The organism is Haloferax sp. ATB1, assembly GCF_000730175.1.
The window spans coordinates 17,302-30,128 of sequence record NZ_JPES01000116.1; the positions used below are offsets into that span (position 1 = coordinate 17,302).

Annotated in this window: 12 protein-coding genes and 1 pseudogene; 6 read left to right on the plus strand and 7 right to left on the minus strand. The window is 68.0% G+C overall.

Annotation, left to right across the window (positions count from 1 at the left end):
• Window positions 1-23 precede the first annotated feature (23 nt).
• Window positions 24-1,127: a phosphotransacetylase family protein gene (locus ATB1_RS19060; RefSeq protein ID WP_042666502.1), complete on the plus strand. Its 1,104-nt coding sequence runs from the start codon at window positions 24-26 to the stop codon at window positions 1,125-1,127.
• A 43-nt stretch (window positions 1,128-1,170) separates the two neighbouring features.
• On the opposite strand, the gene ATB1_RS19065 is transcribed toward ATB1_RS19060, so the two are convergent.
• The 3 genes from ATB1_RS19065 to ATB1_RS19075 all read right to left on the minus strand — a co-directional run bounded on the left by ATB1_RS19065 (window position 1,171) and on the right by ATB1_RS19075 (window position 3,681).
• A complete protein-coding gene (locus ATB1_RS19065) occupies window positions 1,171-1,359 on the minus strand; it encodes a hypothetical protein (protein WP_042666504.1) in 189 nt (62 codons plus the stop codon).
• Between the two features lie 38 nt (window positions 1,360-1,397).
• On the minus strand, window positions 1,398-2,504 hold the full coding sequence (locus ATB1_RS19070) for a Xaa-Pro peptidase family protein (protein WP_042666506.1): 1,107 nt from the start codon (window positions 2,502-2,504) through the stop codon (window positions 1,398-1,400).
• Window positions 2,505-2,577: 73 nt separating this feature from the next.
• Entirely contained in the window at window positions 2,578-3,681 is a 1,104-nt protein-coding gene (locus ATB1_RS19075) for a CNNM domain-containing protein (RefSeq protein ID WP_042666508.1), read from the minus strand.
• Window positions 3,682-3,770: 89 nt separating this feature from the next.
• On the opposite strand from ATB1_RS19075, the gene ATB1_RS19080 reads away from it, so the two are divergent.
• The 4 genes and pseudogenes from ATB1_RS19080 (at window position 3,771) to ATB1_RS19090 (ending at window position 6,905) form a co-directional block, all read left to right on the plus strand.
• The gene (locus ATB1_RS19080) at window positions 3,771-5,144 is read left to right on the plus strand and encodes a S8 family serine peptidase (RefSeq protein ID WP_052368175.1); all 1,374 of its coding nucleotides are present in this window, start codon (window positions 3,771-3,773) and stop codon (window positions 5,142-5,144) included.
• A gap of 90 nt (window positions 5,145-5,234) precedes the next feature.
• A pseudogene (locus tag ATB1_RS19085) lies at window positions 5,235-6,271 on the plus strand (hypothetical protein).
• A gap of 163 nt (window positions 6,272-6,434) precedes the next feature.
• Window positions 6,435-6,605, plus strand: a complete 171-nt coding sequence (locus ATB1_RS22640) for a hypothetical protein (protein WP_167344123.1) — start codon at window positions 6,435-6,437, stop codon at window positions 6,603-6,605.
• A 30-nt stretch (window positions 6,606-6,635) separates the two neighbouring features.
• Window positions 6,636-6,905, plus strand: a complete 270-nt coding sequence (locus ATB1_RS19090; protein WP_042666510.1) for a hypothetical protein — start codon at window positions 6,636-6,638, stop codon at window positions 6,903-6,905.
• 1 nt (window position 6,906) lies between these two features.
• Here the strand turns inward: ATB1_RS19090 and ATB1_RS19095 are convergent, their stop codons facing one another.
• Together ATB1_RS19095 and ATB1_RS19100 are read right to left on the minus strand one after the other, a co-directional pair.
• Window positions 6,907-7,689, minus strand: a complete 783-nt coding sequence (locus ATB1_RS19095; protein WP_042666512.1) for a CBS domain-containing protein — start codon at window positions 7,687-7,689, stop codon at window positions 6,907-6,909.
• A 43-nt stretch (window positions 7,690-7,732) separates the two neighbouring features.
• Window positions 7,733-9,190 (minus strand): bifunctional oligoribonuclease/PAP phosphatase NrnA, encoded by a 1,458-nt coding sequence (locus ATB1_RS19100; RefSeq protein WP_042666514.1) that lies wholly within the window; start codon window positions 9,188-9,190, stop codon window positions 7,733-7,735.
• A gap of 89 nt (window positions 9,191-9,279) precedes the next feature.
• On the opposite strand from ATB1_RS19100, the gene ATB1_RS19105 reads away from it, so the two are divergent.
• Entirely contained in the window at window positions 9,280-9,660 is a 381-nt protein-coding gene (locus tag ATB1_RS19105) for a hypothetical protein (protein ID WP_042666516.1), read from the plus strand.
• 39 nt (window positions 9,661-9,699) lie between these two features.
• Here ATB1_RS19105 and ATB1_RS19110 read toward each other — a convergent pair whose 3' ends face one another.
• Window positions 9,700-11,220, minus strand: coding sequence for an NADH-quinone oxidoreductase subunit N (locus ATB1_RS19110; RefSeq protein ID WP_042666518.1), 1,521 nt, complete (start codon window positions 11,218-11,220; stop codon window positions 9,700-9,702).
• Window positions 11,221-12,750 (minus strand): NuoM family protein, encoded by a 1,530-nt coding sequence (locus ATB1_RS19115; protein ID WP_042666520.1) that lies wholly within the window; start codon window positions 12,748-12,750, stop codon window positions 11,221-11,223.
• Window positions 12,751-12,827 lie beyond the last annotated feature (77 nt).

Here is a 12,827-nt window from a genome sequence, read left to right on the forward strand (position 1 = left end):
CTTCACCACCCTATCACTCAACAATGAACACGGTACTCGTCACCTCGACCGGAGAAAGCACCGGGAAGACCGCAATCACGCTCGCACTCGGCGTCCTCGCCAAGGAGCGCGGACTGGACGTGGGCTACATGAAGCCCAAGGGCACCCGCCTGCAGTCCAGCACCGGCAAGACCCTCGACGAGGACCCGATGCTCGCCCGCGAACTGCTCGACATCGACGCGGAGATGCACCAACTGGAACCCGTCGTCTACTCCCCGACGTTCATCCAGGGAGCCGTCCGCGGCAAGGAGAACGCCGAGGAGCTCTCGGAGGTCATCTCCCACCACTTCGAGGACATCTCGGCCGGCAAGGACCTGATGCTCGTCGAGGGCGGCGGCTCCTACCGCACCGGCGGCATCGTCGACCTCACCGACGGCGACGTGGCGGACCTCCTCGACGCCGAGGTCGTCCTCGTCGCCGACTACCAGCACCCGAGCGACCTCGACGACGTGGTCGCGGCGGTCGAAGACATCGGCCCCGACCGCCTCGCCGGCGTCGTGTTCAACCGCGTGAGCGACGCCGCCTACGACGAACTCGAAACCGAGGTCGCGCCGTTCCTCGAAGCCCGCGGCGTCCCCGTCCTCGGCGTCGTCCCGACCGAGAAGGACCTCGCGGGCGTCACCGTCGAGGAACTCGCGAACGAACTCGGCGCGAACTTCGCCACCGACGCGCCGACCGACGCCTTCGTCGAGCGCTTCCTCGTCGGTGCGATGGGCGGCGACGCGGCGCTCCGCTACTTCCGCCGCACGAAGAACGCCGCGGTCATCACCGGCGGCGACCGCGCGAACATCCAGCGCGCCGCGCTCGAAGCCCCGGGCGTCAAATGTATCATCCTCACCGGCGGCCACCGACCCGTCGGAGCCGTCATCGGCAAGGCCGAAGAGAAGGGCGTCCCGGTGCTCCTCGTCAACGGCGACACGCTCTCTGTGACCGACCGCGCCGAGGACATCGTCAGCACGGGCCGCACCCGCGACGAGCGCACGGTCAACCGGATGCGCGACCTGCTGTACGAACACGCCGACATCGACGCCATCATCGGGGACATCGAACCGTCCGGTGACGGCGCGGCCGACGGCGACGACGAGTAACGACTGACGCGTCGGCATCGACCGATTTTTTCGGGATTCGGACTCAGGCCCCGTTGTGTCCACCCTCGCGGCTATCGAGGTAGTCGTTGAGGAGCGACGGCGCACCGACGCCGACCGCGAGGAGCGCGAAAAACGAGAGGACGAACTGTCCGGTGACTAGCTCCACGAGATAGGCGGTGGGGAGGGCGGCGAGGACGAACCCGGTGACGACGAGCGTCTGTCGGGAGACCATACGCCCGCTACGGTGGTCAGCGAGTTAATAGTTCCCGGTCAGCAGCGCCAGCCGCGGTCGGTGTCGTTCAGGAGTTCCGCGCCGTCGTCGGTGACGACGACGAGGTCCTCGATTCTGACGCCGAACTCGTCGGGGAGGTAGATTCCCGGTTCGACGCTGAAGACGTTCCCGACTTCGAGTTCGCGGTCGCTCCCGGCGACGATGTAGGGTTCCTCGTGCACGTCGAGGCCGACGCCGTGGCCGGTCCGGTGGATGAAGCGGTCGCCGTAGCCCGCCTCCTCGATGACCTCGCGGGCCGCGCGGTCGACGTCGCCGGCGGCGACGCCCGGTTCGACGGTCTCGACGGCGGCGGTCCGGGCGGCCTGCACGACGCCGTGGACCTCGGCGAACTCGGCGGGCGGCTCGCCGGCGAAGACGACGGTCCGGGTCTGGTCGCTCGGGTAGTGGTCGACGACGGTCCCGAAGTCGAGGACGACCGGGTCGCCAGACTCGATGACTCGGTCGCCGTGGCCGTGGTGCGGCATCGCCCCGTTCGGGCCGGAGCCGACGAGCGGGCCGAAGGGAATCCCCTCGCCGCCCTCGTCGGCGAGGAGGCGCTCGATTTCCGCGGCGAGTTCGTTTTCGGTCATGCCGACGGCGTCCTCGCCCATGTCGCGGACGCGCTCGACCGCGCGGTCGACGGCCGCACCAGCGCGGCGGAGTGCGTCGAGTTCGGCGTCGTCCTTCCGCGCGCGGAGCGGGGCGACGACCTCGCTCGCGAGGCCGAAGTCGGCGTCGGGGAGCGCCGCCCGGAGGTCCTGCGAGAAGCGCGCCCACATCGTGTCGTCGACGAGAATGCGCCCGCCGGCGAGGTCGAGGTCCGAGACGACGTCCGCGAGGGCGTCCCGCGGGTCGTCGTCGTCGCTCCACGTGCGCACGTCGGCGACCCACGACTCGGCGCGGACCTGCGTCTCGTAGAGGTCGGGGACGAGGAACACCGGGTCGCCCTCGCGGGGGACGAACAGAAGCAGGTGGCGCTCTGCGGGTTCCTCGTCGAAGCCCGAGAGGTACAGCAGGTTTCGGCTGGGGAACAACACGGTCGCGTCGGCGTCCGCGTCGGCCAGTCGCTCCTGACAGGCGCGGGTCCGTCGTTCGAAGGGCGTCATACGAGTCGATACGGGCGGCGGGGGAAAAGCGTGGGCGGTCCGCGAGCGCGTCGGGTCGCCACCCGCGAGCGTCCTACGCCCCGAGGTCGAGCGGGTCGTAGAGCTGGCCGGTGATTGACTCGAAGGCGTCGGAGGCGGTCACGAGGCCGACCACGGAGCCGCTTTCGGGGTCGCGGACCATCGCGAGTTCCTGATTCTCCTCCTGGAAGCGGTCGATGAGATCGCTGACCGAGAGGTCCGCGGGGACCGAAAGCGGCGGCGCGGCGATGTCGTCGAGGCGGCGGTCACCCGACTGGAGGCGGTCGATGTTCGAGAGGACCGTCGGCGCGTAGACGACGCCGCGCACGTCGTCGAGCGAGTCGCCGACGAGCGGGAACCGCGAGTGCTGGGGGTTCGACCGGACGCGTTCGAGGCTCTCGTCCGTGGTCGCGTCGGCCGAGAGCGCGACGACGTGGTCCGCGGGGACCATCACGTCGCGGACGGGTAGTTCGCCGATTCGGAGCGCGTTGAGCACCTCCTCGCGGCGGTCCTCGGGGAGCGACCCCTGTGCGAGGACGTTCCCCATCTGGCTGCGGACCTCGCCGCGACTGAGTCGGGTGCCACCGCTCCCGGAGCCGTCGCCGTCCTCGTCGTCGATTTCGGCCTCCTGCCACGACCGGGTTATCTCGACGCCGCCGAGCGACAGCAGGCGCTTCGCCAGCCAGTCGGCGACGACGATGACCGGGTACATCAGCTTCGTCCAGCCGTACAGGACGGGTGCGGTGTACTTCGCCACCGTGCGGGAGCGCTCGACGCCGAGGTACGTCGGCACCTGCTCGCCGAGGACGACGTGCGAGAGGTTGATGACGACGAGCGCCAGCCCGACCGACAGCGACGTGTGGGAACCCGCCGCCCCGCCACCGCCGAGAATCGCGTCGAAGGTGGCCGCGACGGCCGGTTCGGCGACGACGCCGAGGCCGACGCTGGCGATGGTAATCCCGACCTGACAGCCCGAGAGGTACACCTCCAGTCGCTCGGTCATCTCCCACGCGAGTTCGAGGCCGCGAGAGCCCTCGAAGGCGGATTCCTCGAACTGGGGGACGCGCGTCATCGCGAACTCCGAGACGACGAAGAAGGCGTTCGCGAGCAACAACACGAGGCCGCCGCCGAGACGAAGCGCGGTTTCGACACCTACCATGTGAGCCGAGCGTTCGAACCGGACTCCCCTGAGCGTGTCGGCTCCGGTACGACGTTGTGGTTTTTCGAAGTGTTATTTTAAGTCTCTAAATGTGCCGTAACAACTATGTCTCCGACGCCCGGGACGTTTGGTATGCGTCAGCAACACAGGCGAGCTTCCTGAAGCTGAGCGGTTCCCTCCTCGGCGGCGTCGCCGCCGGGTCGACCGTCGTCGCCGCCGAGCGGACGGACCGATTCATCGTAGACCTCGGCGGGAAAGACGCGTCGGCGCGGGTGAACGCCGACCTAGAGGTCGTCTACGACCTCTCGCCGGCCGGGGTGGTCGTCGTCGAGGGGAGCGAATCGACCGTCGCCGCGCTGGACGTGACCTACGCGCCCGACGTGGAGATTGCAATCGACGCGCCGGCGGTCAACGACGCCGCACCGACGAGCGCCGTCGACGAGCCGGGATACGGCGCGCAGTGGGACAAACAGAGCCAGCGGATTCCCGCCGTCCACGACGTGACCCGCGGCGAGGGCGCGCGCGTCGCCGTCATCGACACCGGGGTCGCCGCCGACCACCCCGACCTCGAACACGCGGTCAACACGTCGCTCTCGCGGAATTTCACCGGCGACGGGTTCGGCGCGGGCGTCCCCGCCGGCGGCGACCACGGCACCCACGTCGCGGGCATCGTCGCCGCGAACGACAGAAACGAGACGGGCGTCGTCGGCTCCGCGCCGGGGGCCGAACTCGTCGACTGCCGCGTCTTCTCGCCGAACTCGCTCGCCTCGTTCGCCGACATCCTCGCGGCCGTCGTCTACAGCGCCGAGATCGACTGCGACGCCGCGAACCTCAGCCTCGGTGCCTACCCGGTCCCTCGGCAGGGCGAAGGAGGCTTCTACGGGAAGGTGCTGAACAAGACGCTGACCCACGCCAACCGCTCGGGGACCGTCGTCGTCGTCGCCGCCGGCAACGACAGCGCCGACCTCCAACACGACGGCGACCTCATCAGCCTCCCCAACGAGGGGGCGCAGGCGCTCAGCGTCAGCGCGACCGGTCCGAAAGGGTTCGCGTTCGACGCGGGCGACGAAGAGGAGGGACCGAAGACGCCGGCGTTCTACACGAACTACGGGACCAACGCCGTCGGCGTGGCCGCGCCCGGCGGCGACGCCCTCCTCTCCGCACGGGAGAGCCATCCGGACGCGTGGTTCTACGACCTCGTCTACAACACCGTCTCGACGCCCTCGTACGACGACGACGGGAACTACGTCGGTTCGACCGACGGCTACGGCTGGAAAGCCGGGACGTCGATGGCCGCGCCGCAGGTCGCCGCCGCCGCGGCACTCGTCCGGTCGGTCGAACCGGGATTGACCGCGGATCAGGTCGCCTCGAAACTCGGACGCACCGCGGCCGTCCCAGCGGACGCGGACCGGGCGTACTACGGGTCGGGCTATCTCGACCCGCTGGCCGCCGTCACGGAGTAACGGCCTCCGCGCCCCCGAGAAAGTCCACCGAGCGAACTGATACCTTAGCTCTCGAACATCTTTATCCCGCGAGGCGTCGCATTGTTAGCCATGAGTTGGAAAGCAATCGACGCCCTCGACGACGCCCGTGACGCCACGACGTCGCTCCTCCTCCCGTTCGACGCGGTCGATGGGCGCGCCTCGCACTCATCGCCCTCTTCGTCGGCGGCCTCGGCGGTGGCGGTGGCACCGGTGGCAACGCCGGAACAACCGCGCCCGGCAGCGGCGGGTCGACCGACATCCCGGTCGATTCCTTGCCCGGGTTCGTGACGCCCGAAAACGTCATCGCTGCGGTCATCGCGCTCTTGGCGGTCGCAATCGTCCTCGTCCTCCTCTGGTCGTTCGTCGGCTCCGTGATGCAGTTCGTCCTCGTGGACGCCGTCGTCACGAAAGACGTGCGCATCCGCAAGCCGTTCCGCGAGCGCTTCTGGCTCGGCGTCAGGCTGTTCGCGTTCCAAATCGGCCTGTTCGTCGCGGTGATCGCGGTCATCGGACTCCCGATAGCGGCGGTGTTCTTCGGCATGGTCGCGTTCACGCCCGCGGTTGCCCTCTTCGCCATCCCGCTCGTACTGCTCGGGTTCTTGCTGCTGTTCGTGGTCGCGGTCGTCATGCAGTTGACGACCGACTTCGTCGTCCCGACGATGATGGCCGAAGACCGCGCCCTCCTGTCGTCGTGGGGGCGGGTCGTCCCGGTGTTCCGCGCCGAACTGTCCGAGTTCGGGCTGTACGTCATCGTCCGGTTCATCCTCGGCATCCTCGCGAGCATCGGTATCGGTATCGCGGCCCTCCTCGCCCTGCTCGTCGTCGCCATCCCCTTCGCCATCGTCGGCGGCGCGGCGTTCCTCGCGCTCAACGCCGCGAACGTCGCGTTGACCTCGACGGCCGGGCTGGTCGTCTTCGGCGCGCTCGGGGTCCTGTTCGTCCTCGCGGCCATCGCGGTCGGCGCGGTCGTCCAGATGCCCGTCGTGACGTACTTCCGGTACTACTCGCTGTTCCTGCTCGGCAGCGCCGACGACTCGCTCGACCTCGTCTCGCAGTTCCGGTCCGACGACGACTCGTCGGCTCCCGAGGGACCGACGCCCGCCTGAACACCGGCGACTCGCTCGCCCCGACTCGCGCTCCAGTCTCGGGGGGCGCGCCGCCGTCACACCGAAACCCCCGTCGCACTTCGTTTTTCGCGCCGTCGCCGACGCGACCGACTCGGGTGGTAAGCGGTGATTAATTAATACGTTGACAATCCTACGCTTCGGTATGTCCTTCGAATGGGTCTCGTACTTCACGTGCGAGGAGTGCGGGCTAGAGCGCCCGTCGCCGGAGGTCCCTTACGACCGCCTCGGGTACGCGATCTGTCCGAACTGCGGCGCGGAGACGCGCCCGGCCGCCCCGGTGACGGCCGACGCCTCGACGCTGGCGGATGGGTAGACACTTCGGCCTCCGCCGTCATTGCCCGGTATGAGTTGGACGGAGGTCCGCCGGGACGACCGCATCGCGGAGTGGGAGCGAAGCGACGGCCACGCGACCATTCGGCTCCGACGCGGGCCGAACGCGTGGCACGTCAGGGTCGACCGACTCTACCAGTCCGCCGAGGGCCGCGGCTACGAGGGCGAGCGCTTCGAGTCGGAGGCCGAGGGCCGCGGCTACGAGGGCGAGCGCTTCGAGTCGGAGGCCGAGGCCCGCGAGGCCGTCGACGCGTGGAAGGCCGAGTACGACGTGGAGAACTGAGCTACTGTAACCGTCGGGTCGTCTCGACCAGCGGGTGTCGGGCGTAGTCGACGATGTCGATGTCCGAGATGGACTTGAGACCCTCCTTTTCGGCGGTCCGCTGCATCCCGAGTTCGACCGGGTCGTCGACGACGATGACGTAGGCGTCCATCTCCTCGATGCCGATGCGGTCGGCCGCGAGGACGCGGTGGTGGCCGTCCGCGAGGAGCAACGTCCCGTTGTTGTCGATGACGACGAGGGGTTCGGCGAGGCCGCGTTCGAGTTCGTAGCGGCGGCCGTCGAGTTCGTCGGCGTAGACGCGGGCCTGCGTCGGAATGAGGTTCGAAAGCGAGACGGTCCGTCGCTCCTGGTGGACCGTGATGCCGTGAATCTGTTCGAGCGTCCGCATGAGTTTACCCACCTTCTCGGGCGTCGCGCGCTCGATTTGGCTTCGGATGACGTCCGTGTTCGAGATGATGCCGACGAGGTTGCCCGCGTCGTCGACGACCGGGAGCTTCTGGATGCCCGACCGGAGGATGACGCGGGCGGCGTCGTTCACGTCCATCTCGGGGTGGGCGACGACGAGGTCCGTCGCCATCACCGTCTCGATGGACTCCTCGTCGTCCGCGAGGAGGATATCTCGGGCCGTGACGAACCCCTCCGCTTTGCGACCGTCGCAGACGGGAAACCCGTTGTGCCCGTCGCTCTCTGCGATGCGTCGGGCGACGTCCGCGACCGTGTCGGACGGAGAGACGGTCTGGACCTCGCGCGTCATGTACTCCTTGACGGTCGCTTTGGTACTCATCTCCCATCCCATAGGGCCACCGTCGGCAAAAACGTGTGGGCGCTCACTCATCGAGCGGGTACTCGAAGGCGACGTCGGTGTCCAGACTCGGCGTCGGCGTCGCGTGTTCGAGCGTCTCGAATAGCCGCCCGGCGACGATGTCCGTGACGATGGTCGCCAGCGATTCCCGAGAGTCGTCGCCCACGTCGTCGAGGATGCCTAACGGAATCTGTGCGCCCGCCATGTCGGCGTGGCCGCCGGCGCTCCCGATGGAGCCGAGGGCGTCACGAAACGCCTCGCCGAGGTCGACCCGCGCACCGCGGGCGCGGCCGGAGACGTAGACCGTCCCGTCCATCAGGCCGTAGACGACCGTCACCTCGACGCCCTCCATCCCGAGGAGGTGGTCGGCGGCCTGCGCGAGGGCGTCCCGCTCGCGGATATCGCCGACGTTCGACGCGAGGGCGTTCCCCCGGACGTCGCGGTTCGAGATGGCGCGCGCGAGCGTCTCCATCGTCTCGGAGGTGAGACTCGGCGTCTCGACCCGTTCGAGCAGGTCAACGTCGACGTGGGGGATGAGGAAGGCGGCGGCCTCGAAGTCGGCCGTCGAGACCTCCCGCGTGAAGTCGTTGGTGTCGACCTGAATCCCGAACAACAGCGCCGTCGCGACCGTCGTGTCGGGGACGATGCCGAGCCGTTCGAGGTACTCCGCGAGGAGCGTGCTCGTCGCACCGACGCCGCGCCTGAGGTCCACGTACGCCGCCTCGACCGGCGCGCGCGGCGGATGGTGGTCGATGACGATGTCGATCGTCGTCTCCGGCGGGAGGCGGTCGTTGACGCCCGGCCGGGAGTGGTCGACGAGCGCGAAGCCGGCGTACTCGTCGTCCGCGGGTACCTCGTCGAGGACGCGGAGGTCCAGTTCGAGGAGGTTGACGAGCGCGCGGTTCTCCTGATGAGAGATGTCGCCGAAGTAACACGCTTCGGCGTCGATACCCGCCCGCTCGGCGATGGCTTGTAGCGCCAGCGCCGCGGCGATAGCGTCGGGGTCCGGGTTGTCGTGCATCACGACCGCGAGCTTGCCGTCGACGTTTCGGAGGACCCGCATCAGGCGGTTCAGCCGCTCCGTGTGCGACGTGCCGACCGCGTCGAGGATGCGGTCTGTGACCACTCGCCGCGGGTCGATGACCTCGTCGGCGAGGCCGTACACCTCGTCGCGGACCGACGGGTCGGCGTCGTCACCGAGGTAGACGACCAGCGGCGCGTCCGGACAGTGTTCGCTGGCCGCGCGCGCCGCGTCGAGGTTCGACCGCGGAGACTGTCCGCCGACGACGACGAGGTCGACCACGTCTGGGTAGGTCGACGGGTCGGCGGGGTCGCCCTCTCTCGCGTCGATACCGTCCGAGCGGAGGTCCTCGGCGCGCCCCTTTCGGTCGGTGACGACCGTCACCGTCCCGCCGCGACCGGTGAGTTGCTCGACGAGACCCCCACCGAGCGACCCACAGCCGAGAACCAGGCGACGTACCATACACTGACGGTCGAACTCCGGCCGCAAAACCCTACCGTCCTCCCATCCGGCGATGATATTATGTCATGCCACTCCATGACACACATACGATGGAACTCGAGACGCAACTGCTCTTCGAATCGCGAGCCGAGTCGTTCGTCCGAACCTGTCGAACCGTCGTCGGCGACGACCTCAGGAGCGTGACGTACTTCACCCACGACCGCTGTGACCAGATTTACCTCCGGAGCGACCTCGAAGCCGACGCCGACCTCACCGGATTCGTCGAACACGAGACCGACGGGTTTCAGGCCCGGACCGCCTATCGCGGCTCCGAACTCGGCGACTACCGCTACACCGTCCGCGCGTTCGACCACGGCTACCTGACGCGGGTGACCGCCGACGACAAAGGCGTGTTCGTCACGACCGACGGCCTGACGCTCAGGCGCTCCGAGGAGCTGGCATCGGCGCTCGGCGAGTTACTTCGCGAATAAAAGAAACCGAAACGGAACCGGGTCGAATCGCCGGAACGCTCAGAAGAGCGCCGCGGCGACGGTCTGGGCCGTCTCGATGACGGGTTGGAAGCCGGGCAGGAGCAGCAACGTCCCGACCGCGGCGAAGATAATCGCCACGTAGAGACCGACCGGCTGACTGCCGATTTCGAGGGGCTCAGACGGCTCCTCGATCCACATCGCTTTCACGACGCGACTGTAGTAGAACAGCGACAGCGCGCTGTTGACCGCGCCGACCGCGGCGAGCCACCAGAAGCCGGAGCCGATGGCCGACTCGAACAGGGCGTACTTCGAGAAGAAGCCGCCGAACGGCGGGAGCCCCGCGAGCGAGAACATGAAGACGGTCATCGCCGTCGCGGCGACGGGCGCCTTCGACGCGATGCCGTTGTAGTCCTCGAACGTGCGGCCGAGACCCCACTTTTCGACCATGGCGATGAACAGGAACGCGCCCGTGTTCATGAAGCCGTAGACGAGCAGGTGGGCCATGCTCGCGCCGAGCACGTCGCCGTTCGCGGCACCGCCGTCGACGGTGATGGCCGCGAGACCGATGAGCGCGTAGCCGGCGTGCCCGATAGAGGAGTACGCCAGCATGCGCTTTACGTTCTCTTGGGTCGCCGCCGCGAAGTTACCGAGCGTCATCGTGACGACGGCGAGCAGCGCGAACAGCAGCGACCAGTCGACGCTCCCGCCGCCGATTGCGGTGACGGTTTCGAGGGGGAACGCGACGGTGAACACGCGGAAGGCGACGGCGAAGCCGGCCGCCTTCGACGCCGACGAGAGGAACGCGCTCACAGGCGCGGGCGCGCCCTCGTAGGCCTCCGGCGCCCAGAAGTGGAACGGGACGGAGGCGGTCTTGAACGCGAAGCCGCCGGCGATCATCAGCACGCCGAGGCCGAGGACGCCGACGAGTTCGGTTCCCTCGGCGAGCGTCGCGGCGATTTCCGGGAGCACCAGCGAGCCGGTGACGGCGAACACGAGGCTGATACCGAACGCGAACACCGCCGACGACAGCGCGCCGATGAGGAAGTACTTCAGGCCGGCTTCGATGCTGCCGCGGTCCTTCTTGAGGAACGCGACGAGCGCGTACGACGGCAGGGACGCGAGTTCGAGGCTGACGAAGACGGTCGCCAGCGAGTTCGACATCCCCATGAGCGTCATGCCGGTCGCGGCGAACAGCACGAGGGCGTAGAACTCGCCTTGATACTGCTGGTCCGCGAGGTAGTCGTACGAGGCGACAGAAACCATCGCGGCGACGCTGGTGAAGATGAGCGTGAAAAACAGGCTCATCCCGTCGACGACGAGCGCGTCGCCGTACAGCGTGATTGCGCCACCGGTAGACTCCATGCCGGTTCCACCGATGAGGAACCAGCCGGCGATACCGCCGGCGGCGAGCGCGCCGAGCGTCGCCGTGCCGGCCAAGAGGCCGTTGTTCGTGGAGTCGGGGTCGATGGTGTCGATGAGCAGCAGCGCGAGCCCCGTGAGCGCGAGCACGATGGCGGGAGCCGTCGCCGCCCACTCGGGGAGCGTCTGGAGGGGCGTCATCTAGAACGCACCTCCCAGTTCGAGAATCGGAGTAACCGCGTCCTGAATCATCGTGAAGAAGATGTCCGGAGAGACACCGAGCACGATGGTGAGAAGCAGCAGCACCGCGAGCGGTGCCACGTCGTGGAACGGTGCCTCGGTGATCTCGTAGTCGCCGTCGAACCGGAACGGTCCGAACAGGGTCCGCTGCATCGCGAACAGCAGGTAGCCCGCGACGATGACGATACCGAACATAGCCGCGCCGGTAAACAGCGGCATCGCCTCCATCACCGTGGACTCGAACGCGCCCTTGAAGATGAAGAACTCTGCCGCGAAACCGGCCATGAGCGGGAGGCCCATGTAGCCGAACGCGCCGGCGACGAAGATGCCGGCGGTGACGGGCATCCGGTCGGCCAGTCCGGAGAAGTCAGTCACCATACGCGTGTGGGTCGTGTTGTAGATGACGCCGACGGCCATGAACATCAGACCGGAGATGAGGCCGTGGGCGACCATCTGGAAGGTCGCACCGCCGACGCCGTAGGTGGTGTAGGCGATGAGACCGAGGATGACGTACCCCATCGACGAGACGGAGGAGTACGCGACGATGCGCTTGAGGTCCTGCTGTGCCAGCGCGAGGAGCGCGCCGTAGATGACGCTCGCGACGGCGAGCAGGGCGATGGGCAGCGCGAAGGCGCGCGCCGTCTCCGGGAGCATCGTGAAGTTGAACCGGAGCAGGGCGTACGTACCCATCTTCAGGAGGACCCCGGCCAGCATGACCGACACCGGCGTGGGGGCCTCGACGTGGGCGTCCGGCAGCCACGTGTGAAGCGGGGCGACCGGAACCTTGACCGCGAACCCGAGGAACATCGCGACGAACGCGACCGACGCGAGCGCGCCGGGCGACAGCCCCGCGAAGCTCCCGAGCTCTCCGGCCTGCAACGCCTGCGCGATTTCGGGCAGGCGGAACGACGAGACCGAGTCGCCGAGACCGAACACGAGCGAGATGAACCCGATGAACATCACGAGCGACGCGATGTTCGTGTAGACGAAGAACTTGATCGCCGCGTACTTGCGGCGGGGACCGCCCCAGACGCCGATGAGGAAGTACATCGGCAGGAGCACGGCCTCCCAGAAGATGAACCAGACGAAGAAGTCGAGCGCCGTGAAGACGCCCAGCAGGTTCGCCTCCATCAGGAGCATCAGACCGAAGAACTGGGACTGACGCTCCGAGATGGGCGTCCACGCGCTGACGATAGCGAGCGTGGTGAGGATGGTCGTGAGGACGACGAGCGGCATGCTGATGCCGTCGACGCCGACCATCCAGTGAATGTCGTACTGGCCGAGTTGCAACCAGGCGACGTCTGTCTCGAACGCGATGTTCCCGCCGAGAAGGGCGTTCCCGCTCGCGTCGTACTGTTGCCACATGTAGAGGCTCCCGACGACGGGAGCCAGACTCAGCGCGAAGGCCGCCTTGCCGGCGTACCGGTCCGGCAGGACGAAGGTGACCAGCGCGGCGAGGAACGTGACTGCGATGAGCGCTTCGATTATCATGCGAACCAACCTCCGAGCAGACCGAGACCGAGAAGGAGCGCGGTCAGACCGAGCGTGAGGAGCGCCGCGTAGTTGCT

Excerpts from the sequence above, each read along its gene's own strand:
- ATB1_RS19080 (WP_052368175.1), top strand. The coding sequence starts at position 3,771 with ATGTGCCGTAACAACTATGTCTCCGACGCCCGGGACGTTTGGTATGCG.
- ATB1_RS22640 (WP_167344123.1), top strand. The coding sequence starts at position 6,435 with ATGTCCTTCGAATGGGTCTCGTACTTCACGTGCGAGGAGTGCGGGCTA.
- ATB1_RS19095 (WP_042666512.1), bottom strand. The coding sequence starts at position 7,689 with ATGAGTACCAAAGCGACCGTCAAGGAGTACATGACGCGCGAGGTCCAG.
- ATB1_RS19090 (WP_042666510.1), top strand. The coding sequence starts at position 6,636 with ATGAGTTGGACGGAGGTCCGCCGGGACGACCGCATCGCGGAGTGGGAG.
- ATB1_RS19105 (WP_042666516.1), top strand. The coding sequence starts at position 9,280 with ATGGAACTCGAGACGCAACTGCTCTTCGAATCGCGAGCCGAGTCGTTC.
- ATB1_RS19110 (WP_042666518.1), bottom strand. The coding sequence starts at position 11,220 with ATGACGCCCCTCCAGACGCTCCCCGAGTGGGCGGCGACGGCTCCCGCC.
- ATB1_RS19070 (WP_042666506.1), bottom strand. The coding sequence starts at position 2,504 with ATGACGCCCTTCGAACGACGGACCCGCGCCTGTCAGGAGCGACTGGCC.
- ATB1_RS19060 (WP_042666502.1), top strand. The coding sequence starts at position 24 with ATGAACACGGTACTCGTCACCTCGACCGGAGAAAGCACCGGGAAGACC.
- ATB1_RS19115 (WP_042666520.1), bottom strand. The coding sequence starts at position 12,750 with ATGATAATCGAAGCGCTCATCGCAGTCACGTTCCTCGCCGCGCTGGTC.
- ATB1_RS19065 (WP_042666504.1), bottom strand. The coding sequence starts at position 1,359 with ATGGTCTCCCGACAGACGCTCGTCGTCACCGGGTTCGTCCTCGCCGCC.
- ATB1_RS19075 (WP_042666508.1), bottom strand. The coding sequence starts at position 3,681 with ATGGTAGGTGTCGAAACCGCGCTTCGTCTCGGCGGCGGCCTCGTGTTG.
- ATB1_RS19100 (WP_042666514.1), bottom strand. The coding sequence starts at position 9,190 with ATGGTACGTCGCCTGGTTCTCGGCTGTGGGTCGCTCGGTGGGGGTCTC.